Below are 24,292 nucleotides of genomic sequence, written 5' to 3'. Positions count from 1 at the left end.
GGTCAGCTACCCCGACGCCGCGTCTTGATGATGTCGAGGCGCTCCTTGAGCAGCTCGTCGAGCTCCTCGACGGAACGGCGCTCGAGCAGCATGTCCCAGTGGGTACGCGGCGGCTTGACCTTCTTGGGCTCAGGCACGTCACCCTCGATCAGGGTGCCTTCCATGCCGTTGCGGCACAGCCAGGTGCCGGGGATCTCGGCGTCGTCGGCAAACGGGACGTCGAATTCCTCGCCGTTGTCGGTGCGGTAGCGGGCGACCTGACGCGGCGCCAGGTCATGGTTGCGGTCGGTCTCGTAGCTCACGGCGCCGAGGCGACTACCTCTCAAAACCCGATCAGCCATTTCGTCAACACTCCTCACAGCTTTTGGTCCGGAATAGCAACGCGATGGCGCGCAAAGAAGTTCCCGACTCGACCGCCCATGATACCGGGATCGAGGCCATACCCGGTCTAAGGTCTGATTTCGTGGAAACCATCACCAGAAGGCGAGCTCGCACGCAACCCTGTCGATGGTGTGGTCGAGACGTCGACGACGCAGGACTCGGGCGGCGCCGACAGTACTGCAGGCAGTCGTGTCGGCAGCGCGCCTACGAGCAGCGCGCCCAGGTGAAGGGCACCACGCTTTCTCCGGATTCGGTGGTGCTCAGCGCCGAAGAGGCGGCCCAGCTGTCCGACCGCGTCTACCAGGTTCGGTGCGCCGCGGAGGACGTGGCGACCGCGGTCGATGAGGGCGCTGCACCCACAGAGCTGCGAGAACTGTGCGACGCTCTGATCCGCGCGGCCAAGGCGGCCGACGGCTGGCGATAGGGGCCCCCGAGTTGTGGCGCTTCGAGGGATTCGTCCTCGACACCCAGCGCTACGAGTTGCGCCACGGTGACGAGGTGGTCCGTGTCGAGCCGCAGGTGTTCGACGTGCTGACCCAGCTCGTCAGCAACCGCGAGCGCTGCGTCACCAAGGAAGAGCTGTTCGACGCGGTCTGGGGCGGACGGTTCGTCGGCGAGGCGCCCCTGACAAGCCGGATCAAGGCGGCCAGGCGGGCGCTGGGCGACGACGGCGAATCGCAGCGCTTCATCAGGACGGTGCGCGGTCGCGGGTACCAGTTCGTTGCCACCGTCGCAGACGACACACCGGCGGCGCCGGACGCACCGACACCGCAGGACGAACCGCCCCCGCCGCGACAGCACATCGCGTTCTGTCGGGCGGCTGACGGCGTGCGGCTGGCGTACGCGGTTGCGGGGGAGGGTCCGCCGCTGACGCGTGCCGCCAACTGGATGACGCACCTCGGTTACGACATCGAAAGTCCGGTGTGGCGGCACTGGGTGCGTGACCTCTCGTCGCGACACACTTTCATCCGTTACGACGAACGGGGTTGCGGCCTATCCGACTGGAGCGTCACCGATTTCAGTTTCGATGACTGGGTCAGCGACCTCGAATCCGTTGTCGAGGCGCTCGGATTGGAGCGCTTCCCGCTGCTCGGGGTGTCCCAGGGTGCCGCCGTGGCCGTCGCCTACGCCGCACGGCACAGAACGCCGTGCGATTCCTCGAGGAGTTCGGTCGTATCGATGTGCGCGACGAGGCCGGCCAGGTGTCCTGCCCGACGCTGATTCTGCACTCGCGTGACGATCACCGGCAGCCGTTGCCCGCCGCTGAGGAACTCGCCGCGCTGATACCCGCTGCGCGCCTGGTCGCGCTCGACAGCAACAACCACCTGTTGACGGCGGCCGAACCCGCATGGCGGGTGTTCCTCCACGAAGTGGAGCGATTCCTCGCGGATTGACGCCACGACGTTGCGCGATGGCGCGCTGAGATCTCCACCTAATCTCCATACATTCTTCATGTGCGTCGGCTGTGAGCCATCCATGCTGGTCACATGAAAAAGCACATCCGCATCCTGCTGCTGGGTGTCGTCGCGATCCTCGCGCTCGGCACTCTGACCGCATGCTCGAGCGGCACGAAAGAAGCGACGGACACCTCTGAGGCGTCCGGCACTTCCGCCGCCCCCGCACCCGCTACCGCATCACCGTTTCCGCAGTCGGCAAAGTACATCGCCGACGTCAAGTCGGCCGACGGCAAGCCGATGGTCATCGGCATCGCCGTCGACGGCACCGAGATCGCCGCGTACGCCTGCAACGGCACCGACGACGAGGCGTGGTTCTTCGGCAATCAGAAGGACGGCAAAATCAACATCACCTCCCGCTTCAAGGACACGCTGCAGGCCGAGTTCGACGGTAAGGACGTGTTCGGCGATCTGACCATGAACGGGGTCGCGTTCACGTTCAGCGCTCCCGCGGTTCCCGCGCCCGCCGGGATGTACACCGCCGAGTTGAACGGCGTGCGCGCATCGTGGGTGGTCCGGCCTGACGGCAGCGCCACCGGCGTGCAGTTCAACGGCGGTATCAGCGGCCGCGACTTCGAGCAGGCCGAGTTGCAGCAGCTCAACGAACTGCAGTTCCGCAACAGCGTGCGCAACAAGCGGCAGCTGCAGCAGGCCCAGCAGATTCAGGTGCTGGCCAACCGCTCGGCACGCTCGACGATCAACGGCCAGGACGTAACGCCGGTCGTCGTCGACGGCAACTTCCGGTTGTGACCACAACCACCTAACCCGCAGCGCAACGGCCCTGCCGGAGTGAGCGTTTCGACGCTTGCCCCGGCAGGGTCCGTTATCTTCACGCAGAGTTCAAACCTTCACTCCTGATCGGGTGCGCCATAGCGTTTGGGGCACCGTGACGACACCGACAGAGCTGGCGCCTGCCCGCGCCACCCCCGCACGGCGAAGCGATCGCACGTGGACTTTGATCCGATGGTCGTCGCCGTTGGTGCTCCTTGCGCTGTGGCAGCTGGGTAGCGCGCTGGGCCTGATCCCACAGGCGGTGCTCCCTGCGCCGTCCCTGATTGCCGAGGCCGGCGTCGAACTCATCGAGAACGGGCAACTCGGCGACGCCCTCGCAGTGTCAGGCGTCCGAGTGGTCGAGGGGCTGTTGCTCGGGGGAGTGCTGGGGGTCGCACTGGGCGTCGCGGTCGGGTTGTCGCGGTGGTTCGAGGCCACCGTGGACCCCCCGATGCAGATGGTTCGAGCGTTACCGCACCTCGGCCTCATCCCGCTCTTCATCATCTGGTTCGGCATCGGCGAGCTGCCGAAGGTCCTTCTCGTCGCGCTCGGCGTGAGCTTCCCGCTGTATCTGAACACGTTCTCGGCGATCCGCCAGGTCGACCGGAAACTCTTCGAAACGGCTCAGGTGCTTGGCTTCTCGTTCTGGCAGCGGTTCCGCACCATCATCGTCCCGAGCGCCGCTCCACAGGTGTTGGTCGGGTTGCGACAGTCACTGGCGATCGCCTGGTTGACGTTGATCGTTGCCGAACAGATCAACGCGGACAAGGGAATCGGCTACCTGATCAACAACGCGCGGGATTTTCTGCGTATCGACATCATCATCTTCGGACTGATCGTCTACGCACTGCTCGGAATCGGCACCGACGCCATCGTCCGCGCCCTGGAACGACGAGCACTGAGGTATCGCACATGACTGTCATCATCGACCGGCGGACCGACCTCGCTGGTGAACTGCGGGCCGTCAGCAAGTGGTACGGCGAGCGCCGGGTTCTCACCGACGTCTCCGTCGCGATCAACCGCGGTGAGATCGTCGCGCTGATCGGCCGAAGCGGTTCCGGTAAATCCACGGTGCTTCGGGTGTTCGCCGACCTGTCGACCGACCACACCGGAGATCGCACCGTGGCCGGTTCACCAGCGTTGGCTTTTCAGGAGCCACGCCTGTTCCCCTGGCGGGACGTGCGCACAAACGTCGTTTACGGGCTCAATCGGAGCAAGCTCGGTCGAGAGGAGGCCAGGTCTCGGGCTCAAGCGGCGCTTGCCGACGTCGGCCTCGAAGACCGGGGGGACGCATGGCCCTCGACACTGTCGGGTGGTCAGGCGCAACGGGTTTCGCTCGCGCGCGCATTGGTCGCCGAACCGGAGCTACTGCTGCTCGACGAACCGTTCGGCGCGCTGGATGCGCTGACCCGGCTGACGATGCGCCGCTTGCTGCTCGACCTGTGGCGTGAGCACGGATTCGGCGTGCTGCTTGTGACACATGACGTCGAGGAAGCCGTCGCGCTCGCCGACCGGGTGGTCGTGTTGGACGAGGGCCGGGTGATCCACACGCTGAGGATCGATGAGCCGCGGCCCGGCGCGGGACAGGGCGCCGCCGAGGCCGAGCGTTACCGGACCGACCTGCTGGACAAGCTCGGCGTGCACCTCTGACAAACATGAAGACGACTGCTGAAAGGGATTTTTGATGTCGACATCACGACGGCCGATGGCGCTTCGCCTCGCCGTTGCCGCCATCCTGATGGGGCTGTTGACCGCCTGCGTATCGCGTGAGGACAGCTCCGGTGCCAAGCAGGCGCCCGCGACCGTCCCGTTGTCCGATTTAGCCGGTCTGACACTGCAAGTCGGTGATCAGAAGGGTGGCACCGAATCGCTGCTGCGGGCGGCCGGGGCACTCGACGGGCTGCCGTACAAGATCGCGTTCTCCACGTTCACTTCCGGCCCCCCGCAGATCGAGGCGGCAACCGCAGGAAAGATCGACTTCGCGATCACCGGCAACACGCCGCCGATCTTCGGTGCGGCGTCCAACGCGAAGGTGAAGGTGGTCTCCGCCTACGACGGAAGCGGCCGCGGCGACAGAATCTTGGTTCACACCGACTCGTCGATTCGCGGTGTGGCAGATCTGCGCGGTAAGCGGATCGCGGTCGGCAAGGGTAGCTCGGCCCACGGCAACGTGCTGGCTCAATTGAACCGGGCTGGGCTTTCGCCGTCCGACGTCACGCTGGTCTTTCTGCAGCCCGCCGACGCGCTGGGCGCCTTCACCCAACGCCAGGTCGACGCGTGGGCGATCTGGGATCCGTACACCGCGCAAGCCGAAGCCGATATTTCGGTTCGCAGCATCGTCGAGGCGACCGGCGTCACCAACGGCGCCGGCTTCGGTATCGCATCCGACGAAGCGCTGGCCGATCCCAAACGCAGTACCGCACTGAGCGATCTGCTGGTTCGCTATGCCAAGGCAGTGCGGTGGGCGAAGGACAATCCGGATAGATGGGCACGGGACTACGCCGCCGCCGTCGGCCTCGACCCGCAGGTCGCCGCGGCATCGCAGGCGCGCAGCCTGAGGTTGCCCACCGCGCTTTCCGACGAGCTGGTCGGATCCGAACAGGAGCTCGCTGACCTGTTCGCCGAGTCCAAGCAGATTGCGGACGCCCCGAAGTTCGACAATTGGGTCGACCGCCGCTACAGCGACGTGCTCAACCCGCTGCTGATCAATCGTTAGGAGCGATGTGCCCACTCAGGCTCAACCGCCGACTTCGCCGGCGAAGTTCCATTGGTTCCTGCCCACCAACGGTGACAGCCGTTCGATCGTCGGAGCCTCGCACGCGTCGTCGCACCACGTCGTCCCCGCCAACTATCGAGCGCCCTCGCGCCGGTATTTGGCGGAGATCGCACGTGCGGCTGACCGGCTCGGCTACGAAGGGGTGCTGACGCCGACGGGCACGTGGTGCGAAGACGCGTGGCTGACCGCGTCGGCGTTGCTCGCCGAGACGGAGAGGCTGAAGTTCCTTGTGGCCTTCCGGCCCGGCCTCATACCGCCGACGCTGGCCGCCCAGCAGACCGCGACACTGCAGAGGTTCTCGGAAGGCCGGGTGCTGCTGAACATCGTCACCGGCGGCGACGACGTCGAGCAGCGCCGATTCGGCGACTGGCTGGACCACGACGAGCGATACGCCCGCACCGGCGAGTTTCTGCACATCGTGAACGCGTTGTGGCGGCAGGACTCGTTGGACTTCGAAGGCAAGTACTACACCGTCGAGGACGCTCGGGTGTCCTCACCGCCGGACCCGCTACCGGAGATCTATTTCGGCGGGTCGTCGGCCGCCGCACTTCCGATCGCCGCCGAGCACGTCGACGTCTATCTCACCTGGGGGGAGCCACCTCAGACGGCGGCCGCCAAGATCGAGCGGGTGCGCAAACTTGCCGAAGAGCGCGGTCGCAAGGTGCGATTCGGAATTCGGTTGCACACCATCAGCCGCGACACGTCCGCCGCCGCATGGGCGGTCGCCGACGAGCTGCTCGCCGAGCTGTCACCGGAGCAGATCGCGAAACAGACGCAGCTGCACGCCAGTTCGGAGTCCGAAGGGCAACGTCGAATGACGGCGCTGCACGGCGGCCGGGTGGATCGACTGGAGATCTACCCGAACCTGTGGGCAGGTGTCGGGTTGGTTCGAGGCGGGGCAGGCACCGCCCTGGTCGGCAGCCACGAAGAAGTCGCCAACCTGGTCTACGAATACCACTCGGTCGGATTCGACGAGTTCATCCTGTCGGGCTATCCGCACCTGGAAGAGGCGTACTGGTTCGCCGAGGGTGTGCTGCCTCTGCTCCGCCAGAAGGGTGTCGCCTGAGATCGGCTCAGCAGCTGTACTTCTCGCCGATGTCGGCGGGAGGTGTCGCCTTCTGCAGACAGCCGAACGGGACGACGCCCGCGTCGCTGAATCGCGCTGCCGACTGGTGGGCGTAGTTGACGCAGTACAGCCCTGCCGGATCGGACCGGCAGCGGTAGTCGCCGAAGGAGAGGACCTCGCCGTACGGCAACTCTGGGCCCGTGCCGTTGACAAACCGGCCGGGATCGCCGTGCGCAGAACCGATTTCGATGCTTGGACCGCCGAAGTCGACCCAATTTCCCTTCCACTGGCCATACACGTCGGGTGGTTGCAGCGGCGGAATGGTCAGATCAACCAGACACGCGAGCGCGCCGCCGAAGTTCTTCGAGTCGGTCATGCAGTTCGACTTGCCCGACGGTGTGGTGAAGGCGACGTCGTCGCCCAACTGTGTCGTCGTCCCGTCGCGCGTCGCCGAATGGAACTGGCCGGCATCGGCGGACTGGCCAGACTCGACGAAGGCGATCACGTCGGCGATGTCGGAGCCGGCTTCCGGCGGCTTGGCCGGCGTCATCGACGTCGGGGTGGTCGTGCGCGGCGTCGACATCGTCGTCCTGGTCGGAGCCGCAGGCGAGGTCTGCGTCTGCTCAGCTTCTGGGCCGACCCCCTGCGAACAACCCCCGACCAGCACAGACGCCGCAATCAGCACAGCAATCCGCATATCGGCCAGGCTAGCGGGCCGACGACCCGATACCGGCGAGGCGCGGGCGGTGAGTTCGTTCGCTACGGTCGTTTCATGCACGAACATGTCGTCCGAGCGACGACCGGCGCCGGCACCGTCGAGGGCTTCACGCGTGACGGCGTGCACCGGTGGCGGTCGATTCCGTTCGCCCAACCCCCGGTCGGCCCGCTGCGGTATCAGGCGCCGAGGCCTGTGCAGCCATGGCGGGGTGTGCGCTACTGCCACGGGTTCGGCAACTGCGCTCCACAGCAGCGCATGTACACCGCACTGGGCGTCGGCAAATACCAGTCGATGGGCGAGGACTGCCTGACGTTGAACGTCACCACGCCGAGACGGCGACGTGACGAGCCGATGCCGGTGATGGTCTTCATTCACGGCGGTGGTTACCTTCTCGGCAGTTCCGCCACGCCGATCTACGACGGCGCGGCGTTGGCGCGCAAGGGATGCGTGTACGTCTCGGTGAACTACCGGATCGGGGCGTTGGGATGCCTCGACTTGTCGTCGCTGTCCACCCGGGACGTCACCATCGAGGACAACCTGTTCCTGCGGGACCTTGTGATGGCGTTGCGATGGGTGCGTGACAACATCGCTGAGTTCGGCGGTGACCCGGACAACGTCACGATCTTCGGCGAGAGTGCCGGCGCGCAGGCCGTGGCAACACTGCTCGCGGTGCCTGCCGCGAAAGGCCTTTTCGCGCATGCGATCTCGGAGAGCCCGGCCAGCGGCTTGGTGGGCACCCCCGACGTCAGAGCGTCCTACGCGGACCAGTTCGCCCACCTGCTCGGTGCGCAGAGGAAGGATGCGGCCACGGCATTGCTGGCCGCCAAGCCTGCCGAACTGGTGAATACCCTCGACGCGCTGATCAAGAATGCCCAGACGGGCATGCTCGGCGCCTTCGCGGTCGGCCCGACCAGTGGCACCGACTACCTGCCGCTCGACCCGGTCGAGGCGATGCAGACCGGTGCCGCACACCCCGTGCCCCTGATCGTCGGCAACAACGCCCACGAGGGTCGGCTGTTCACCCGATGGCTCAAGCTGCTGCCGACGAACGAGGCGATGATCGAAGGCCTGCTCGGTGGCCTCGAAGTCGAACAGCGGGAACGAATCACCTCGGCATACCCGGGCTATCCGGACGAAGGCGCCTGCATCCGTCTCGGGGGCGACTTCGCGTTCGGTACGGCGGCCTGGCAGATCGCCGAGGCGCACAGCACCCACGCACCGACCTATCGGTACCGCTACGACTACGCACCACGAACCTTCAACTGGTCGGGGCTGGGTGCCACCCACGGCACAGAACTCTTCGCCGTCTTCGACGTGTACCGCACGAGGTTCGGCTCGTTGCTCACTGCAGCCGCCGACGGGCGATCCGCGCGCCGGGTCAGCGACGACGTGCAGACCCGCTGGCGCGAGTTCAGCCGCACCGGTGTGCCCGGCGACGACTGGCCCGCTTACACGCACGCCGACCGTGCGGTGATGGTGTTCGACCGCCGGTCACATGTCGCGTACGACCCGCACGCCGAACGCCGCGAGGCGTGGCAGGGCTTCACGTTGGCGGAGCGCTGATCCGGGTCACCCAAACCGACCACGCGCAATCGGCTGATGTGATTGCGTGATCGGGTGAACCACCCCTTGGATCCGCTATCGGCCGACGAGTTCACCGCGGTGGCAGAGATCGTGGGTCGCGAGCAAGGGGTGGGGGTGGGAGCCGGACTGCCGGCGACATCAGACCTGGGAGCCGGACTGCCGGCGACATCAGACCTGGGCGCCGGACGGCCGGCGACATCAGAGCTGGGCTGGCGGATCGCCTCCATCGACCTGATTGAACCGACGAAGGCCGAACTGGCAGTGTTCGACGGCGGGGGAGAACCGCCTGCCCGGCGCGCCCAGGTGATCTGCCTGCAGCGCGCCGACAACGCCACCTACAAAGGCGTGGTGTCTCTCGACGGCGGCCGGGTCGAGTCGTTCGACCACATTCCCGGCGTGCAGGCGAACTTCACCGTCGACGAGTTCCTCGAGTGCGACGAGCTGGTGCGCGAGCATCCGGAGTTCATCGCGGCCCTCACCAAACGCGGCATCACCGATCTGGATTTGGTGTTCGTGGACACCTGGACCTACGGCGATGCGGTCGCGCCGCCCGAGTTCCGCGACCGTCGCCTCGGCTGGTCTGACACTTGGCGCAAGGACGGCCCCGGCCAGAGTCCCTACGCCCACCCGATCAGCGGATTGCACTGTGTCATCGACGTCAACTCGATGGAGGTGTTGCGGGTCGAGGACAACGGCGGGGTCGACGAGCCGAACGTGATGGGCGAGTATGTGCCCAAGCACATCCCGGAGCGGATCCGCGCGGCTTCGCGGCGCGAGCCGCTCAAGCCGTTGCACCTCACCCAGCCAGAAGGTGTGTCGTTCACCCTCGACGGCAACCTACTCACTTGGCAGAACTGGTCGCTGCGGGTCGGGTTCAACCACCGCGAGGGAATGACGTTGCACACCATCAACTATCGCGACGGTGACCGGACCCGTTCTGTGGCACACCGGATCTCGCTCGCCGAGATGATCGTGCCCTACCGCGACTCGTCGGAGGACCACTACCGGCGCACCGCTTTCGACATCGGCGAGTGGGGCCTCGGGTTCATGACGACGTCGCTCGAATTGGGCTGCGACTGTCTCGGCGAGATCCGCTATCTGGATGCGGTGCTGCACAACAGCAAGGGCGAGCCGTACACCATCACCAACGCCGTCTGCATCCACGAGGAAGACAACGCGGTGCTGTGGAAGCACGTCGACCATGACGCCGGCGCCGAGGTGCGGCGGATGCGCAGGCTGACGATATCGTTCCACGTCACAGTCGCCAACTATGAGTACCTCGTCTACTGGCGGTTCTATCAGGACGGCAATATCGAATGCGAGATCCGGGCCACCGGCATCATGGTGACCACGCCGGTTGCGGAGGGTCAGCCACATCCGAACGGAACGCTGGTCGACGAACGCACGTATGCACCGTTCCACCAACACTTTCTGGTGGCCCGGCTGGATATGGACGTCGATGGTGCCGACAACACGGTCTACATGTCGGAGTCCTACGCCGAGCCGATCGGACCGGACAACCCGTACGGGCTCTCCGTGGTGCTGCGCAACGTCCCGCTGAAGACCGAGAGCGAAGGCAAACAGGACGTCAACTTCGCGACCCAGCGGGCGTGGAAGGTCGTCAACACGAACGTCGTCAACGGTCTCGGAACGAACCCGTCGTACAAACTGGTGCCCAGTGGCGCAATCCCGGCGATGTTCGACCCGGCATCGCCGGTCTTCCAGCGTGCCACCGTCATCGGACACACACTGTGGGTGACACCGAACAGCCCCGACGAACGCTGGCCGGCAGGCGAATTCATCAATCAGTCCTCGAAGGACACCGGACTCGCCGAATGGACGAAGGCGGACAGGAAAATCGAGAACACCGACGTCGTGCTCTGGTATGTGTTCGGTATCCACCACATCACCCGACCGGAGGACTGGCCGGTGATGCCGGTTGACGTGGTGTCGTTCTGGCTCAAGCCTTACGGCTTCTTCGACCGGAATCCCGCACTCGACGTCGTCGGCACTCCGCCGGACACCTGCCACACGGACAGCACGAGTGCCGGTCACTGACATCGAGCGGCCAGAGGACCTGACCGCCGACTGGCTCACGACCGCGATCGGCGCGGGCACCGTCGAACGGTTCGGCACGGAGCGGATCGGCACCGGCCAGATGAGCGAGTGTTACCGCGTCGCCTTGACGTACGCAGGCGGGGCTGCCGGCCCCGGGTCGGTGGTGCTCAAGGTCGCGGCCTCCGATCCGGCGAGTCGGCAGACGGGCCTTGCCCTGGGTCTCTACGAACGCGAGGTGCGGTTCTACACCGACATCGCGCCGCGCGTAGGTGGGCCTGTCGCTCCGTGCTACAGCGCCGCGTTCGCCGCGGAAAGCGGCGTGTTCCATCTTCTGCTCGGTGATGCCGCTCCCGCGGTCGTCGGTGACGAGATCCGTGGTGCCACAGTGGAACAGGCGACTCTGGCGGTGGCCGAGCTGGGGCGGCTGCACGCGCCACTTCTCGGACAATCGGCGATGGCCGACGTGGAGTGGCTCAACCGCGAGTCCCCGATGAACCAGGCGGTGATCGCCCAGCTGTACACCGGGTTCATCGACCGGTACGGCGACCAGATCGCGCCCGCGCACCGCGAGGTGTGCGAGCGGCTGGTCGGCGGCTTCGACGCATACCTCGCACAAGAGGCGGCAGCGGATCGCATTCACGGTCTGGTGCACGGCGACTACCGGCTGGACAACATGCTGTTCGGGCAGCAGGGGGCCGACCGACCGCTGACCGTGGTCGACTGGCAGACCGTGACCTGGGGCCCGGCCACGACCGACGTCGCCTACTTCCTGGGTTGCGCACTGGCCGACGACATCCGGCGCGACAACTACGACGCGCTGCTCGGCAGCTATCACGACGCGCTCGGTCCTGCTGCCGCTCTGCGGCTCGATGACGTCCGCGAAGGCGTTCGAAGGCAGGCATTCTTCGGCGTGATGATGGCGATCGTCTCGTCGATGCTCGTGCAGCGCACCGCGCGCGGCGACGAGATGTTCATGACGATGTTGCGTAGGCACAGCCAGCATGTCATCGACACCGACGCGTTGGCGACGCTGCCCGGACCGGCTGCTCCAGAACCGTTACGCCCGTCCGCCGTTGACGAGGGGGCGCATGAACCCGGCGCCGAGCCGATGTGGAGCGAAAGCTGGTACGCCGACTTCGTCGACGAGGCGCAGGGTGTCGGCGGCTGGTTCCGGCTCGGCTTGATCCCCAACGAGAACAGGGCGTGGGTCAACGCGCTGCTGTGCGGACCCGGCATCCCCACGGTGGCCGCGAACGATTTCGAGGTGGCACTGCCCGACGACGCCGCCGTGGTCGGCACGGATCAGATCGAGCTCACCCACGGGGCCACCGAGCCTCTGCAGACCTACCACGTGACACTGCGCGGTGTGGGTCACGCGTATGACGACCCCTCAGCCCTGTTGCGGGGAGAATCCGGCCGAGCGGTCGAGCTGTCCATGGATCTCACCTGGACCACGACCGGCACCCCTTACCAGTACCGCCTGACGCCCAGGTACGAGATCCCGTGCGCCGTGTCGGGGACGGTGGTCGCCGATGGACGCGTGCTCGATATCGCGGCGGTGCCGGGCCAGCGCGACCATTCGTGGGGAGTGCGGGACTGGTGGAGCATGGATTGGGTGTGGAGCGCGCTGCACCTGGCGGACGGAACGCATCTGCACGGCGTCGACCTGCGCATCCCAGGAGCGCCGCCGATAGGCGTCGGCTACATCCAGTCGCCGGGGGCTGCGCTCGTCGAACTGCAGTCGGTGTCGGCGCAGGAAGTGTTCGGCGACAACGATCTGCCGGTAACCACCGAGCTGACGCTCGCCCCCGGGGAAATCACCGCCACCGCCGAGATCAGAGGTCATGCACCGGTGTTGCTGACCGCGACCGACGGCCGGGTGAGCCAGTTTCCGCGCGCCTGGGCCACCGTGACGACCGCCGACGGCCGCGAAGGCGTCGGCTGGCTGGAGTGGAATCGCAACCAACGGTGATCCGCCAAAAAGTGACATTTTCCGGTCACCCGCGGGGCCGTGCATTTTTTGATGGGCAAGGGGTAGACCCCGCGCATGAGCAAGGAATTCAAGACGGGCGACAAGGTGACGTGGCAGAGCCACGGCAGCACCGCCGAGGGCAAGGTCGAGAAGAAGATCACGTCGGACACCGAGGAGGCGGGTCGTAAGGTGCGCGCCTCCTCCGATGAGCCGCAGTACAAGGTTCGCAGCGAGAAGAGCGGCGGTGACGCCGTGCACAAGCCTGACGCGTTGAAGAAGAAGTGACCGGCGATGTCCGGCCACAACGATGACACCAAGAAAGAGTTCGACGACGCGGTCAACATGACGGCCTCAGAACTCGAGAAGTGGTTGGGAACCGACGATTCGAAGTCGGTAGGCCAGAAGCCGGGTGGCGGCGGGGAGTCCACCGGCCACGAGAGCGGTCGACATATCGTCAAGATCCTGAAGGCGAAGAAGTCGGACCTGTCCGACAACGACTACGCGCATATGCGCAAGGTCGTCGGCTACACGAAACGCCATCTCGCGCAGCGCCCTTCGGGCGACATCAAGGAAACCGACTGGCGCTACTCACTGATGAACTGGGGCCACGACCCGACGAAATAGCCGGCCCACCTCAGCCGAGGTGGGCACTGTCGTCGTCGAGGTCGTCCCGGCACAAGCCCATCGGCGTGGCGGCGGGTACATCGCCTGCGGCGACCACCGTTCTGGTGATCGGTGTCAGAGCGCGGAACAGCGCCTCGACTTCGCTGTCGTCGAGTGCGTCCAGAGCGCTGAGCGACAGCGCGTCGGTGGTGTCCTCGATGTGCTGCTTGAGTGCGCGACCCGCGTCGGTGAGTGCGCCGTGCCCGTCGAGCAGACCGCGTTCGGTGAGCTGATTCTGATGCCCACGCCACTGCTCTTCGTCGTAATCGCGGCTGCGCATGATCATCTCGGCCGGCACCCGGCCCGCCGCCGCATGTAGCACGTTGCATTCGCGCCCCGACAACCCCGACGAGGCCAGGACCGCCACGTGCGCGTCGCCGCGCTGCTCGCGGAGCAGGGTCGTCGCATGCCACAGCCGAGCGACCGGGTCACTGGGCCAGGGGAGCGCGGCGTTCGCGGCGAACAGCGGCCTGCCGTCGAGCGGCGCATGCCGCGCGGCCTTGGCGGCAAGGTCCGCGGCCGCGCCGGCGCGCTCGTCGCTCAGCCCGTACCGCCGCAGCGTGGCGACCGCGGAGTCCTCGCGGGCGCGCAGGGCCGAGGTGGGGGTGGCGACGTCCCACGCGGCGGGCAGCGCCTTGGCGACTCGGCTGGGAGCGAAGTTGTAGAACATCGCGGTCACGACTTCAGGTGGGACGACTCCGAGCGGCGCGGAGCGACCCGCGAAGTAACCCATCCAGAAGCCGCGGAAGCCCAGCGCGTCGGATGCGGCCCGACTTTCCGGCGAGAAGTAGGTGACGGCGTGCACCGGCTCGAAACGGTCGAAGAAGCGACGCGCCAGTCGTGGTTCTCTCATAGTTAAGTACTCCACTCGTCAATATCTTGATATGGTCTCCCAAAACTTACATCGTACGTAAATACAGCAAACATCAGGAGGGCGGATGGGTCGGTCGACGGCCGTTGTTGCTGCGGCCGGTCTGGTGTGCTGCGTGCTGTCCGGCTGCATCGCGAACGGCGGCGGAACAAATCTACCCAGGGTCTCCAGGACCGCCTTGCAGCAGGACATCGCGCACCGACTGGCCGATGCTGGAGAAAAGCCGGAGTCGGTGACGTGCAAACAAGATCTCGTCGGTGAAGTGGGCGCGACGGCCCGCTGCGACGTCGTGGTGAGCGCGACGAACAACTTCGAGCCGATAGTCACGGTCACCGCCGTCGACGGGTCGGCGGTCGACTACGAGATGATGCCTGCGGTATCGCGGCGACAACTCGAAGGCGTGGTCGCAAGGCTCATCTCAGATTCCGGAACGCGTGGCGTCACGGCGGTGTCGTGCGAGTCGGGGATCGACGGAAGGGTAGGGGCGGCGGTGAACTGTGACGTCGAGGCCGCCGGCCTCCTGGCACGTCGCATCATCGGGGTTTCCGGCGTCAACGGACTGATGATGGATCTCGAGGTGGATCCAGCGCGCACGCGGTTGAGGCCGGTCCGACCGTCAAGCTGACGACGGGCGCTGATCGAGGTCGGAGGCGAACTCGTCGGACACCGCAGCGGCCGCCTCGTCGATGATTGCGCGCATCGCGCGTTCCGCGGCGGCCTCGTCGCGGAGCCGTATCGCACGGGCGACTTCGTCATGCAACTCGATGGCGACCGGGTTCGGATTCGACGGCATCATGTGGTGATGAGTCCGGCCGGTCAGGATTTCGGCAACCACGTCGTTGAGCGCACGAAACATCTCGTTGCCGCTGGCTTCGAGAAGTGTGCGATGAAATACCTTGTCCGCCAGCAGGTATGACTCGAGGTCACCGGATCGGCCGTGAATCACCATGTCTGACACCGCCGCCGCCATGATTCGGCATTGGTGTGGATCGGCCCGACGGGCGGCTAACGCCGCGGCGGCGGGTTCGAAGCCGCGCCGCAACTCGGAGAGCGAGACCAAAAGCGCTGCACGGTTGTCGGATTCGAGTCGCCAGCGAATGACCAACGGGTCGAAGACGTTCCACTTCTCGGACGGCAGGATCGTCAGGCCGACCCGCCGGCGGGACGCGACCATGCCCATCGATTCGAGCACCCGGATCGCTTCACGAGCGACACTGCGGGAGACGCCGTGTTCGGCGCTGACGCCGTCAAGTGTCAGCACCTCACCTGCCGGATAGTGCCCCGACGCAATCGCGGTGCCCAGCGCCTCCAGCAGATTGCGGTGTAAGGCGCCGACGTTTGATGGCGCAGCCATCTATACATCTTGTCATACGTTTGCTGGAGGCGACTTAGAACATATCTTTTCGTGACACAGTTGAAATCGTATGCCTATTGATGCATGCTGTGTGACACCAAGCACAAAAGGGTAGGTGGAGTGGATGGGGTCACCGATCGTCGTCATGGGCGTATCCGGGTCCGGTAAATCGACGGTGGGCGCCGCACTGGGTCAGCGGCTGCGGGTGCCGTTCGCCGACGCCGACGATTTTCATCCGCCGGCCAACATCGAGAAGATGTCGTCGGGACAGGCGCTCGACGACGACGACCGGCACCCGTGGCTCGACGCTATCGGTGTGTGGCTGGGCGGCCATTGCGGCGATGGCGGCGTAATGAGCTGTTCGGCGCTGAAGCGCAGGTACCGCGAACAGTTGCGGCGACACTGTCCCGACGTCATCTTCCTTCACCTCGCGGGCTCGCCGGAGGTGATCGGCAAGCGGCAGGCCAGTCGGCCCGGCCATTTCATGCCCGCCTCACTGCTGGCTTCACAGTTCGCGACGCTCGAGCCGCTCGGGGCCGACGAGCGCGGCGTCACCATCGACGTCGACCAAGACATCGACTCGATCATTGAAACGTATCTCGCTCTATCTGCCCCGCGCACAACCGAACAGGAGACGAAATGACCCCGGCACTCACCGTCCTGGCGGCCGATACCGAGTTGGCCGAGCCCGTCGCGGCGGGCTGGCAGCTGGTGCTCGCCGCACTCGCAGGCATTGCGCTCATCGTCGTCTTGATCACGGTGGCGAAGCTGCACCCGTTCCTGGCGCTGATTTTCGGCGGTCTCACCGTCGGCATCGTCGCGGGGGTGAACATCGGTGATGTTCTCGAATCCTTCGCCGATGGATTCGGCACGACCGCGGCCGGGGTCGGTGTGTTGATCGCGCTCGGCGCGATGTTCGCCAAACTGCTCGCCGACTCCGGTGGCGCCGACGAGATCGTCGACACCATCGTCGGCCATGCGTCACCGCGGGCGCTGCCGTGGGCGATGGCCCTTGTGGGCGCGATCATTGGCCTGCCGATGTTCTTCGAGATCGGCTTGGTGCTGCTGATGCCGGTCATCTACCTGGTGGCGAGGCGCTCTCAGCTGTCTCTGGTCACGGTCGGAATCCCCGCGCTCGCAGGCCTTTCCGCCATGCACGGCCTGGTGCCGCCGCACCCCGGACCGCTGACCGCGATCGACCTGCTCGGCGCCGATCTGGGCATCACCCTTGCACTGGGCGTCGCCGTCGCGATCCCGACCGTGATCGTGGCCGGTCCGCTGTTCGGCAAGCTCGCGGGCCGCTGGGTGGTCCTCGATGTGCCGGACCGCTTCGACGCCGACGACTTCTCCGGCAACGGCGGAGCAGGGGCCGCCGCGGGCGAGGTGGAAGCAGGCGGATCGGGAGCCGCGACGCAAACCGCCACGCGCACGCAGCGTCAACGCCCGTCATTCGGCGTGACGCTCTTCTCGGTTCTGCTTCCCGTGGCGCTCATGATGGGCAAGGCACTCGTCGACATCTTCATCGACGATGAGAACAACCTGCTGCGGCAGACGTTCGACATCATCGGTCGGCCCCTGATGGCCTTGCTGATCGCCGTGGTGGTCGGAATGTTCACCCTCGGCAGGGGCGCCGCCATGACCCGCGACCAGATCGCCAAGTGTCTCGAGACGTCCCTGCCGCCCGTCGCGGGCATCATCTTGATCGTCGCCGCCGGCGGCGGGTTCAAACAGGTGCTCGTTGACACCGGTATCGGCACGAAACTCGCGGAATGGGCGACGGCCGCCCACATTTCGGTGATTCTGCTGGCCTGGGTGCTGGCGGTGCTGATCCGGCTCGCCACGGGTTCGGCCACGGTGGCGACCATCACCGCTTCGTCCCTCATGCTCGGGTTGGTCGAGGGGATGAGTACCGGCGAGATATCGCTCATCGTGCTTGCGGTCGGCGCCGGGTCGGTGTTCTTCTCCCATGTCAACGACGCCGGCTTCTGGCTCGTGAAGGAGTACTTCGGGATGAGCATCGGTCAGACGATCAAGACCTGGTCGATGATGGAGACCGTGCTGTCGGTCACCGGCCTGGTGCTGGTGCTGGTGCTCGGGATCTTTATCTGACGCCGATCAGCCCTTCACGACCTGGGTACCGCCTGCCAGACCGTCGTGCTTGCCCTGCTTTGTCGGGCTGCCGTTGATCGTCAGCGCGATCACGACGATGGCGATGACGCCGAGAAGGCCGCCGATGATCGGGATGATGGGAAAAAGCGTCCACGCGTTACGGATTGCCGACTGTTGCAAGGTCGGCTTCGGCGCGCCTCCGGGGCCGTGCACGCGCAGACCGAGCACCTTCTTGCCGGGCGTCCAGCCCTGGGTGGTCTCGAACGCGACGAAGTAGATGAACGTGAGCAACCCGGTGAACAGGCCGGTCACCCAGTAGTTCGACAGGGTGTCGGTGACGAAGAACAGCAGAAGGCTGACGACGCCGACTAGGATGCCATCGATCAGCCGGGCAAGGAACCGGACGAGCAGACCGCCCGGCTCGAGGTTCGCAGGAAACGGTGGAGGATAGCCCCGCGGATCACTGCCATACGGTCCTTGCGCCGGATCGGTTGTCATGGTTGCCCAATCTACCGACCGGCCCGCGGACGTGGGCTGGCTCAGCTCAAGCGGCGACGCTGCTTCTTGGCCTGCTTCTTCGATTGTTTCCGCGTGGTCACCGCAAGGTCGCCTGCCCGGTCACGGGCGGCCTCGGCGCGTTCACGCGCCGCATCGGCGAGTTCGGGCGCACGATCGCGTGCCACCTCGGCAAACTCAGCGGCGCGTCCCCTGGCTGCATCGGCGAACTCAGGTGCGCGTTCGCGTGCCACCTCGGCGAATTCCTGTGCACGACCGCGGGCGGCTTCGGCGATCTCGGGTCCGCGTTCGCGGGCGATCTCAGCGAGAACCGCTGCACGTTCGCGGGCGGCTTCGGCGATTTCAGGTGCCCGGTCACGGGCGACGTCGGCCAGCTCTGCACCTCGTTCTCGAGCAGCCTGCAGGCCGTGTCCCAGTTTCTCGGCGAACGCGCTGTCGGCCAGAGCACCGCCGGACGCCGCGCCGACCGGCAGGGCGGAGCTGACAGCTTCGGATACCTTGCGGGCCGCACGGCGGCCGCGCCATCCCAGCGACGGTTTGCCCTCGGTGTCGACTGCGGCGATGATCAGCCCGCCCAGGAGGCTGAGGTCGGTCATCAAGGCGCGACGCTCGTCGGCCTTGCGCTGTGCGTCGGTCTCGTTCCAGAACATGTGTCCGCCGACGCTGCCGGGGATGACGGTGAACGCCAGCGCCGCAGAAGCCAGTCGCGGCAGTTTGCCGGTCGCGAGTAGCAGACCACCACCGATCTGCACCGCGGCGTTGGCCCGGGCGAAGGTCTCGGCGTTGGTTGGGACGTTCGGGCCGATGGGGTCGGGAAGCTGGCGCATCCCATCGAGGGCTGGGCGGGCCGCGTCTGCGGCGGGCTTGGGGTTACGAAGGGCATCCACCCCTTGCCCGATGAAAGCCACTGAAAGTAGGGGGCGTGCAATTCGTCGAATAAGCATGGGCCAGGTGTTCCCTTGGTCAGGGGATCACAAACCCTAGTAAGAACTGTCAGTCCTTCGGCGTAGCGGCAGTGGTACCAGGAACCAGAGGGTGACGAAAGCCGTCAGTGTGCAGCCACCCGCGATCCATGCACCCGTCCGCCCGACGACCGTGTCGAAAACGACGACACCGACGCCTGCGAGCGCCAGGCCGAGCAGGACCAGTCCGGCGATCGCGCAGGCGTGCGCAGCCGACACGAGGGCGTCCAGCCGGTGTCTACGGAACAGAATGCGGTGCATGCCGACAGGCGCAACCAGCAACACGGTCGCCCCGAGCGAACACGCGACGGTGAAGAGGTAGACGGTGCGCATCAGACCGTCCAGCTGGGTGAACCTGGTCTGGAAGGGCAGGGTCAGCAGGAAGCCGGTGAGCAGCTGAACACCCGTCTGGGTGACTCTCAACTCTTGCAGGAGGCTTGACCAGTTACGGTCCAGCCGTTGGGCTTCCGTCTCGTTGCGGTCCGCATCCCAACGCTCTTCCGCTCCCGGCTGCTTCATGTGCACGGGGCTCATTGTCGCAGGGGTGTCGGCGTGGCTGGGCCGATCGTCGTTTTCAGTCGGCCGCGTAGCGCAGCAGCGTGATGCCGGACGGGAATGACTTCGGCGCCTCGGCCAAAGTCAGCTTCGACATCGACACGCCGTCGGGGAACAGTCGACGGCCACGGCCCTGAACAGCGGGATGAACCAACAGCCGGTACTCATCCACCACATCCGCCCTAATCAATTTGTGCGCGAGGCTGATGCTGCCGGTGAGCACGATGTCTTTGCCCGACTTCGCCTTCAACTCGCATACCAGCGACACCGGGTCGCCAGCGATCACCGTCGAGTTCTTCCACCCCGGGTCGGACATCGTCGTCGAGACCACGTATTTAGCCACGTCGTCGAGGTAGGCGGAGATTCCGGTCTGGTCGTCGTCCTGGTGCGGCCAGTAACCGCGGAAGTCTTCGAACGTGTGGCGCCCCAACAACAACGCGTCAGATTCGGCATCTTGGCGGTGTGTTTCGGCCAGCAGCTCCTCGTCCTGGCTCTGAGGGTCGAACCAGTCGTCGAGCATCTCGATCGATCCGTCGAGCGTGACGTTCTGAGTGATGACGAGTCTTCGCATACCTGTGATGACTTCACGGCGTGGGTGAACTAATCGCCCGGTTCGGGGTAGTTTCGCAAGAGTGTCCCTCGTCGCCGGCGTCGACTCGTCAACTCAGTCGTGCAAGGTGCTCGTGTGCGATGCGGACAGCGGCGAGACCGTGCGTTCGGGCACGGCGCCGCACCCGGACGGCACCGAGGTCGACCCAGCACTGTGGTGGGCCGCGCTGCAGACCGCCATCGAGAAAGCCGGTGGACTTGACGACGTCGCCGCCATGTCGGTGGGCGCGCAGCAGCACGGCATGGTGTGTCTGGATGAATCGGGTGAGGTAATACGGGATGCGTTGCTGTGGAACGACACTCGCTCCAGTGATGCGGCCACCGAACTCGTCGGCGAACTCGGCGGGGCAGCTGAGTGGGCGAAACGCATCGGCGTTGTGCCCGTCGCCGCGATCACCGTGAGCAAGCTGCGCTGGCTCGCCGAACACGAACCTGAACACGCCGCCGCGACCGCCGCGGTGTGCCTGCCGCACGACTGGCTCACGTGGCGGCTGCGCGGAGACTCCGATGTGAGCGCGCTGTGCACCGATCGCAGTGACGCCAGCGGCACCGGGTACTTCTCCGCTGAGGCCGACACCTACCAGGACGATCTGCTCGAGCTGGCGATGCGGGGGCGGCGACCTTTGCTGCCGACGGTGCTCGGCCCACACGACAGCGCCGGCCAGACCCCGAGCGGAGCGACGCTCGGTCCTGGTGCGGGCGACAACGCGGCCGCCGCGTTGGGTCTCGGCGCCAAACCCGGCGACTGCATCGTGTCGCTCGGCACTTCCGGCGTGGTGAGCGCGGTCGGGCATGCCGCGCCACACGACGCGGAGGGAATCGTGGCCGGCTTCGCCGATGCGACAGGACGCCAGCTGCCACTGGTCTGCACCCTCAACGGCGCACCGGTGCTGGCCGCCGTCGCGGCCATGCTCGGGGTGGACTACGACGACCTCGACCGGCTGGCATTGTCGGCCCCTGCCGGCGCCGGGGGGCTGGTCCTGGTGCCGTATCTCGAGGGCGAACGGTCTCCTAACCTGCCAAACGCCACGGGTGCGTTGCACGGCATGACGGCGCGAAACCTCACCGCCGCCAACATCGCACGAGCGGGCGTCGAGGGGCTGCTGTGTTCGTTGGCGTACTGCCTGGACAAGATCGCGGCACACGGCGTCGAGGCCGAGCGCATCATCCTGGTCGGCGGCGGGGCGCGCTCCGAGGCGGTACGCGTTGTCGCGCCTGCGATTTTCGGCAAGCCGGTGCTGGTGCCCACACCCGCGGAGTACGTCGCGCTTGGCGCGGCCCGGCAGGCGGCTTGGGCGCTCTCGCAATCGGATTCGCCGCCAGGATGGTCGTTCGGCATCACCAGGATGTTCGCCGCCGACCCGACACCCGAGGTGCTCGACCGGTATCGGCTGGCGCAGCCGCTGACGCTGGGCCAGACCTGAGTTGTGAACTTCGTCTGGGAACAGCTGAGCGACACAGTTCATCGTTGCCGTCTGCCGTTCCTCGACGTCACGATCGGTCTGGTACACGGCGCGACGGGCACACTGCTGATCGACACCGGAACGACGTTGACCGAGGCAACCGCGGTCAAGGCCGACAGGTGGCGAACGCCATTTCGGCGCTTCGGACGCCCGAAAACCCGATCAGCCGAGCAGACGTCGATCTCGGCGGCACGACTGCGGCGATCAGCCATCCGGGTCCAGGACACACTCGTCACGACCTGATCATCGTCGTGGACGCCGAGGCTCCTGTCGTGTTCTGCGGCGATCGTGTCGAGGAGTCCGGCGATCCCGCCTTCGGGCGAGACTCAGACCTGAAAGCCTGGCCGTCGACGCTTGATCGGGTGCTCGACGCGGGCGGGTCCGACGCGATATTCGTTCCCGGCCACGGCGCAGTCGTCGACGCCCGCTTCGTGCGGCGTCAACAGGAATGGCTGCGCGGCCGAGTGTGACCTATTTCGCACTATTGATGTGACGTAATTCCTTGTCCGCTGGGTATTGAGCAGGGCACCCTAACCTCGGTTACCGCACGATTGAATGACGGGAGGTGCCCGATGGCCGACCTCGACTTTGCCTACGACATGACGCTGGACGAGGCCCGCCGACGCACCGCAGTCCTCGAGGCCATCGGTGACGACTGGGACCCGGTAGCGGTGCTCGCCGAGGAGGACAGGGCGTACGACATGCTCTACGCCGACCTCGACGAAGAGCAGCAGCGCATCTACGACGAACTGGTCGATGCGGGAGTGCTGCCCGAACGAGGTGGCGATCGTGTTACCGATTGATCCGACCGCGGACCGGGCCCGTCGGGCCTGGCTGGAATGCCCCCGTTGCGAGCACGGCCGGGCCTGCGCTGTCTGCCAGAGCCACGCGAACTGTGCAACGCACTGGCAATACCTGCTCAGCAATCAGGGCACGCTGGTGCACATGCAGTGCCCGACCTGTGCCTACCTGTGGTCGACGGACACCCGCCGACGGGCCATGCGGCAGCGCAGGGCCGCCTGACTGGTCACGCGAATGGCCGCGGCCAGTCGGGTCGCGGCAACGGCACGCCCCGTGGCGGGCTGAGCCGATCGAGAACCACGCGCAGTGGTGGCCACGTTGATCTACCCCGTCGCGTCGCGGCGTAGGCGGTCATCACGACCTTCGGATCCGACAGGTGCAGCACCCTGACGTCGGGGTGTGTCGGCCTGCCGATTGGCAGCAGTCCGACGCCGTATCCGGCGACGATCAGATCCTCGACCAGATCGAGACTGTCGATCTCATGGGCGATCTGCGGCGTGAAGCCGGCCAGCGAAGCCAAGGTTCGCACGGCGTCTTCGTCAGCAGTGTTGCGGGAGTTGACGATCCACGTCTGATCCGCATACGCGCCGATGTCCGTCGTTGCGGCGGAATCATCGGGCACCGCGAGTCCCCAGTCGACCGACCACAGCGGTGCGGTCTCGAGACCTGGTCCGGGTGAGGCGGGCGCGAGGTTGTAGTCGTACGTCAGCGCCAGGTCGAGGTCGTCGTTGGCGAGCAGCTTGAACGCTTCGATCGGCTCGTACTCGCTGATGACGAATTCGACGTTCGGATAACGCGTCGCGAGCTCGGCGACTATCGGCAGGAGTGACACGCGAACCCCGGTGGCGAAGCCGCCGACCCGAACCGTCCCGGCGGGTTCGGCGTCCGGGTCGAGGTCCACCCGCGCGCTTTCGACCGCGGCCAGAATCGTCACGGCGTGGTCTGCGAGACGCTGCCCGGCAGGCGTCAGGCGGACCCGTCTGCCTTCCGGCTCGATCAGCCGGGCGCCGGTTTCCTTTGCGAGCGCTGCGATCTGCTGGGACACAGTCGACGTGGTGAGGTGATGTACCTCGGCGACGGCGCGCATCGAACCCAGCCGGGACAGGGCCAGAAGCAGCGCAAGTCGTCGGGTGTCCATGACTACCGCATCAGGCTTTCGGGCGAGAAGCCGTCGGCGACCGCCTCGCGCGACGCGAACAACCAGCGGCCGGTCACGGGCACCAGCACGTCGCGGTACCGCCCCCAGTGGTCTACGCCGATGTTTGTCAGTGCGAGAAAGTAGCTGCTCACCTCGACTCGGTCGGGATTCACCGCGCCGAACCGGACACTCGATACGTGGTGGCGCACATGGGTCAGGGGAACCGGGCCCGCTGCGAACCGATTCACCTGTGTGCGCAGCGCCGCCTCGATGGCCTCGGGGCCGACCATCGGGTCGCCGCCGGTGAACGTGAGAGTCCCGCCCGGTGCGAAGCAGGCCGCGACGTCGGCGATTCGGTTGCGGTCGGTTGCCGCGGTGTAGTCGGCCAGCGTCTGCCGGACCGACTCCCGAACGACTGGTTCCCACATCTCCATATCGTCTATCGTTCATGATTACCGAACGGTATGTCCA

The 24,292-nt window shown here is 66.1% G+C and carries 26 protein-coding genes and 2 pseudogenes; 18 read left to right on the top strand and 10 right to left on the bottom strand.

Features of this window, described 5'->3' with window-relative positions:
• Window positions 1-2: 2 nt before the first annotated feature.
• Window positions 3-341, bottom strand: a complete 339-nt coding sequence (rbpA, locus tag QOJ24_RS23650) for an RNA polymerase-binding protein RbpA (RefSeq protein ID WP_123025754.1) — start codon at window positions 339-341, stop codon at window positions 3-5.
• 131 nt (window positions 342-472) lie between these two features.
• Here rbpA and QOJ24_RS23645 point away from each other — a divergent pair, with 131 nt between their 5' ends.
• The 7 genes and pseudogenes from QOJ24_RS23645 (at window position 473) to QOJ24_RS23615 (ending at window position 6,448) form a co-directional block, all read left to right on the top strand.
• Entirely contained in the window at window positions 473-805 is a 333-nt protein-coding gene (locus tag QOJ24_RS23645; protein WP_526265763.1) for a hypothetical protein, read from the top strand.
• Window positions 806-816: 11 nt separating this feature from the next.
• Window positions 817-1,775: pseudogene (locus QOJ24_RS23640) on the top strand (alpha/beta hydrolase).
• A gap of 93 nt (window positions 1,776-1,868) precedes the next feature.
• A complete protein-coding gene (locus tag QOJ24_RS23635; RefSeq protein WP_526265721.1) occupies window positions 1,869-2,585 on the top strand; it encodes a hypothetical protein in 717 nt (238 codons plus the stop codon).
• Window positions 2,586-2,739: 154 nt separating this feature from the next.
• Window positions 2,740-3,522 carry an ABC transporter permease gene (locus QOJ24_RS23630; protein ID WP_526265761.1) on the top strand — a complete coding sequence of 261 codons (783 nt, stop codon included), beginning with the start codon at window positions 2,740-2,742 and terminating at the stop codon, window positions 3,520-3,522.
• Window positions 3,519-4,256 carry an ABC transporter ATP-binding protein gene (locus tag QOJ24_RS23625; RefSeq protein ID WP_526265719.1) on the top strand — a complete coding sequence of 246 codons (738 nt, stop codon included), beginning with the start codon at window positions 3,519-3,521 and terminating at the stop codon, window positions 4,254-4,256. The genes QOJ24_RS23630 and QOJ24_RS23625 overlap by 4 nt, the downstream gene beginning before the upstream one ends.
• A gap of 34 nt (window positions 4,257-4,290) precedes the next feature.
• Window positions 4,291-5,322 carry an ABC transporter substrate-binding protein gene (locus tag QOJ24_RS23620; RefSeq protein ID WP_526265717.1) on the top strand — a complete coding sequence of 344 codons (1,032 nt, stop codon included), beginning with the start codon at window positions 4,291-4,293 and terminating at the stop codon, window positions 5,320-5,322.
• A gap of 7 nt (window positions 5,323-5,329) precedes the next feature.
• Window positions 5,330-6,448, top strand: coding sequence for an LLM class flavin-dependent oxidoreductase (locus QOJ24_RS23615; protein WP_526265715.1), 1,119 nt, complete (start codon window positions 5,330-5,332; stop codon window positions 6,446-6,448).
• 7 nt (window positions 6,449-6,455) lie between these two features.
• Here the strand turns inward: QOJ24_RS23615 and QOJ24_RS23610 are convergent, their stop codons facing one another.
• Window positions 6,456-7,145, bottom strand: coding sequence for a hypothetical protein (locus QOJ24_RS23610; protein ID WP_526265713.1), 690 nt, complete (start codon window positions 7,143-7,145; stop codon window positions 6,456-6,458).
• Between the two features lie 75 nt (window positions 7,146-7,220).
• Here QOJ24_RS23610 and QOJ24_RS23605 point away from each other — a divergent pair, with 75 nt between their 5' ends.
• The 5 genes from QOJ24_RS23605 (at window position 7,221) to QOJ24_RS23585 (ending at window position 13,404) form a co-directional block, all read left to right on the top strand.
• Window positions 7,221-8,729, top strand: coding sequence for a carboxylesterase/lipase family protein (locus QOJ24_RS23605; RefSeq protein ID WP_526265711.1), 1,509 nt, complete (start codon window positions 7,221-7,223; stop codon window positions 8,727-8,729).
• A 54-nt stretch (window positions 8,730-8,783) separates the two neighbouring features.
• Complete coding sequence (locus tag QOJ24_RS23600; protein WP_526265709.1) at window positions 8,784-10,808, top strand: primary-amine oxidase; 2,025 nt, start codon at window positions 8,784-8,786, stop codon at window positions 10,806-10,808.
• Complete coding sequence (locus tag QOJ24_RS23595; protein WP_526265707.1) at window positions 10,795-12,780, top strand: DUF7064 domain-containing protein; 1,986 nt, start codon at window positions 10,795-10,797, stop codon at window positions 12,778-12,780. The genes QOJ24_RS23600 and QOJ24_RS23595 overlap by 14 nt, the downstream gene beginning before the upstream one ends.
• Window positions 12,781-12,855: 75 nt before the next feature.
• The gene (locus QOJ24_RS23590; RefSeq protein ID WP_526265705.1) at window positions 12,856-13,065 is read left to right on the top strand and encodes an HVA1 family protein; all 210 of its coding nucleotides are present in this window, start codon (window positions 12,856-12,858) and stop codon (window positions 13,063-13,065) included.
• A gap of 6 nt (window positions 13,066-13,071) precedes the next feature.
• Window positions 13,072-13,404: a DUF3140 domain-containing protein gene (locus tag QOJ24_RS23585; RefSeq protein WP_526265703.1), complete on the top strand. Its 333-nt coding sequence runs from the start codon at window positions 13,072-13,074 to the stop codon at window positions 13,402-13,404.
• Window positions 13,405-13,414: 10 nt separating this feature from the next.
• On the opposite strand, the gene QOJ24_RS23580 is transcribed toward QOJ24_RS23585, so the two are convergent.
• A complete protein-coding gene (locus tag QOJ24_RS23580) occupies window positions 13,415-14,296 on the bottom strand; it encodes an SCO6745 family protein (RefSeq protein WP_526265701.1) in 882 nt (293 codons plus the stop codon).
• A gap of 85 nt (window positions 14,297-14,381) precedes the next feature.
• On the opposite strand from QOJ24_RS23580, the gene QOJ24_RS23575 reads away from it, so the two are divergent.
• Window positions 14,382-14,939: a DUF4333 domain-containing protein gene (locus QOJ24_RS23575; protein ID WP_526265700.1), complete on the top strand. Its 558-nt coding sequence runs from the start codon at window positions 14,382-14,384 to the stop codon at window positions 14,937-14,939.
• On the opposite strand, the gene QOJ24_RS23570 is transcribed toward QOJ24_RS23575, so the two are convergent.
• Window positions 14,931-15,668: a FadR/GntR family transcriptional regulator gene (locus tag QOJ24_RS23570; protein WP_526265698.1), complete on the bottom strand. Its 738-nt coding sequence runs from the start codon at window positions 15,666-15,668 to the stop codon at window positions 14,931-14,933. The two genes, QOJ24_RS23575 and QOJ24_RS23570, sit on opposite strands and share 9 nt — an antisense overlap.
• Before the next feature lie 124 nt (window positions 15,669-15,792).
• Here QOJ24_RS23570 and QOJ24_RS23565 point away from each other — a divergent pair, with 124 nt between their 5' ends.
• Both QOJ24_RS23565 and QOJ24_RS23560 read left to right on the top strand, forming a co-directional pair.
• Window positions 15,793-16,311 (top strand): gluconokinase, encoded by a 519-nt coding sequence (locus QOJ24_RS23565; RefSeq protein WP_526265696.1) that lies wholly within the window; start codon window positions 15,793-15,795, stop codon window positions 16,309-16,311.
• Window positions 16,308-17,777: a GntP family permease gene (locus QOJ24_RS23560; RefSeq protein WP_526265694.1), complete on the top strand. Its 1,470-nt coding sequence runs from the start codon at window positions 16,308-16,310 to the stop codon at window positions 17,775-17,777. Before QOJ24_RS23565 ends, QOJ24_RS23560 begins: the two co-directional genes overlap by 4 nt.
• A 6-nt stretch (window positions 17,778-17,783) precedes the next feature.
• Here the strand turns inward: QOJ24_RS23560 and QOJ24_RS23555 are convergent, their stop codons facing one another.
• Genes QOJ24_RS23555 through QOJ24_RS23540 form a run of 4 tightly spaced genes read right to left on the bottom strand, consistent with a single transcriptional unit; the run spans window position 17,784 to window position 20,381 of the window.
• Complete coding sequence (locus QOJ24_RS23555; RefSeq protein WP_526265693.1) at window positions 17,784-18,275, bottom strand: RDD family protein; 492 nt, start codon at window positions 18,273-18,275, stop codon at window positions 17,784-17,786.
• A gap of 41 nt (window positions 18,276-18,316) precedes the next feature.
• Entirely contained in the window at window positions 18,317-19,237 is a 921-nt protein-coding gene (locus QOJ24_RS23550; protein ID WP_526265691.1) for a DoxX family protein, read from the bottom strand.
• A 36-nt stretch (window positions 19,238-19,273) separates the two neighbouring features.
• A complete protein-coding gene (locus QOJ24_RS23545) occupies window positions 19,274-19,789 on the bottom strand; it encodes a DUF6328 family protein (protein WP_526265689.1) in 516 nt (171 codons plus the stop codon).
• A 40-nt stretch (window positions 19,790-19,829) separates the two neighbouring features.
• The gene (locus QOJ24_RS23540; RefSeq protein WP_526265687.1) at window positions 19,830-20,381 is read right to left on the bottom strand and encodes a dihydrofolate reductase family protein; all 552 of its coding nucleotides are present in this window, start codon (window positions 20,379-20,381) and stop codon (window positions 19,830-19,832) included.
• A gap of 61 nt (window positions 20,382-20,442) precedes the next feature.
• On the opposite strand from QOJ24_RS23540, the gene xylB reads away from it, so the two are divergent.
• From xylB to QOJ24_RS23525, 3 genes and pseudogenes are all read left to right on the top strand, one after another.
• Window positions 20,443-21,843, top strand: a complete 1,401-nt coding sequence (gene xylB, locus QOJ24_RS23535; RefSeq protein ID WP_526265685.1) for a xylulokinase — start codon at window positions 20,443-20,445, stop codon at window positions 21,841-21,843.
• Between the two features lie 3 nt (window positions 21,844-21,846).
• A pseudogene (locus QOJ24_RS23530) lies at window positions 21,847-22,352 on the top strand (MBL fold metallo-hydrolase).
• A 102-nt stretch (window positions 22,353-22,454) separates the two neighbouring features.
• A complete protein-coding gene (locus QOJ24_RS23525) occupies window positions 22,455-22,685 on the top strand; it encodes a DUF6400 family protein (protein ID WP_526265684.1) in 231 nt (76 codons plus the stop codon).
• Between the two features lie 224 nt (window positions 22,686-22,909).
• Here QOJ24_RS23525 and QOJ24_RS23520 read toward each other — a convergent pair whose 3' ends face one another.
• On the bottom strand, window positions 22,910-23,821 hold the full coding sequence (locus tag QOJ24_RS23520; protein ID WP_526265682.1) for a LysR family transcriptional regulator: 912 nt from the start codon (window positions 23,819-23,821) through the stop codon (window positions 22,910-22,912).
• Between the two features lie 2 nt (window positions 23,822-23,823).
• Window positions 23,824-24,249: a nuclear transport factor 2 family protein gene (locus tag QOJ24_RS23515; RefSeq protein WP_526265680.1), complete on the bottom strand. Its 426-nt coding sequence runs from the start codon at window positions 24,247-24,249 to the stop codon at window positions 23,824-23,826.
• Window positions 24,250-24,292: the final 43 nt, after the last annotated feature.

This window comes from Mycobacterium sp., from assembly GCF_032159775.1.
Taxonomy (GTDB): Bacteria; Actinomycetota; Actinomycetes; order Mycobacteriales; family Mycobacteriaceae; genus Mycobacterium.
This window is presented reverse-complemented; position numbering and strand designations above follow the sequence as displayed.

What these genes read in the sequence shown, in the direction of transcription:
- QOJ24_RS23590 (WP_526265705.1), top strand. Translation starts at nt 12,856, where the DNA reads ATGAGCAAGGAATTCAAGACGGGCGACAAGGTGACGTGGCAGAGCCAC.
- rbpA (WP_123025754.1), bottom strand. Translation starts at nt 341, where the DNA reads ATGGCTGATCGGGTTTTGAGAGGTAGTCGCCTCGGCGCCGTGAGCTAC.
- QOJ24_RS23550 (WP_526265691.1), bottom strand. Translation starts at nt 19,237, where the DNA reads ATGCTTATTCGACGAATTGCACGCCCCCTACTTTCAGTGGCTTTCATC.
- QOJ24_RS23570 (WP_526265698.1), bottom strand. Translation starts at nt 15,668, where the DNA reads ATGGCTGCGCCATCAAACGTCGGCGCCTTACACCGCAATCTGCTGGAG.
- QOJ24_RS23520 (WP_526265682.1), bottom strand. Translation starts at nt 23,821, where the DNA reads ATGGACACCCGACGACTTGCGCTGCTTCTGGCCCTGTCCCGGCTGGGT.
- QOJ24_RS23560 (WP_526265694.1), top strand. Translation starts at nt 16,308, where the DNA reads ATGACCCCGGCACTCACCGTCCTGGCGGCCGATACCGAGTTGGCCGAG.
- QOJ24_RS23580 (WP_526265701.1), bottom strand. Translation starts at nt 14,296, where the DNA reads ATGAGAGAACCACGACTGGCGCGTCGCTTCTTCGACCGTTTCGAGCCG.
- QOJ24_RS23540 (WP_526265687.1), bottom strand. Translation starts at nt 20,381, where the DNA reads ATGCGAAGACTCGTCATCACTCAGAACGTCACGCTCGACGGATCGATC.
- QOJ24_RS23545 (WP_526265689.1), bottom strand. Translation starts at nt 19,789, where the DNA reads ATGAGCCCCGTGCACATGAAGCAGCCGGGAGCGGAAGAGCGTTGGGAT.
- QOJ24_RS23525 (WP_526265684.1), top strand. Translation starts at nt 22,455, where the DNA reads ATGGCCGACCTCGACTTTGCCTACGACATGACGCTGGACGAGGCCCGC.
- QOJ24_RS23585 (WP_526265703.1), top strand. Translation starts at nt 13,072, where the DNA reads ATGTCCGGCCACAACGATGACACCAAGAAAGAGTTCGACGACGCGGTC.
- QOJ24_RS23605 (WP_526265711.1), top strand. Translation starts at nt 7,221, where the DNA reads ATGCACGAACATGTCGTCCGAGCGACGACCGGCGCCGGCACCGTCGAG.
- QOJ24_RS23515 (WP_526265680.1), bottom strand. Translation starts at nt 24,249, where the DNA reads ATGTGGGAACCAGTCGTTCGGGAGTCGGTCCGGCAGACGCTGGCCGAC.
- QOJ24_RS23555 (WP_526265693.1), bottom strand. Translation starts at nt 18,275, where the DNA reads ATGACAACCGATCCGGCGCAAGGACCGTATGGCAGTGATCCGCGGGGC.
- QOJ24_RS23635 (WP_526265721.1), top strand. Translation starts at nt 1,869, where the DNA reads ATGAAAAAGCACATCCGCATCCTGCTGCTGGGTGTCGTCGCGATCCTC.
- QOJ24_RS23625 (WP_526265719.1), top strand. Translation starts at nt 3,519, where the DNA reads ATGACTGTCATCATCGACCGGCGGACCGACCTCGCTGGTGAACTGCGG.
- QOJ24_RS23620 (WP_526265717.1), top strand. Translation starts at nt 4,291, where the DNA reads ATGTCGACATCACGACGGCCGATGGCGCTTCGCCTCGCCGTTGCCGCC.
- QOJ24_RS23575 (WP_526265700.1), top strand. Translation starts at nt 14,382, where the DNA reads ATGGGTCGGTCGACGGCCGTTGTTGCTGCGGCCGGTCTGGTGTGCTGC.
- QOJ24_RS23565 (WP_526265696.1), top strand. Translation starts at nt 15,793, where the DNA reads ATGGGGTCACCGATCGTCGTCATGGGCGTATCCGGGTCCGGTAAATCG.
- QOJ24_RS23610 (WP_526265713.1), bottom strand. Translation starts at nt 7,145, where the DNA reads ATGCGGATTGCTGTGCTGATTGCGGCGTCTGTGCTGGTCGGGGGTTGT.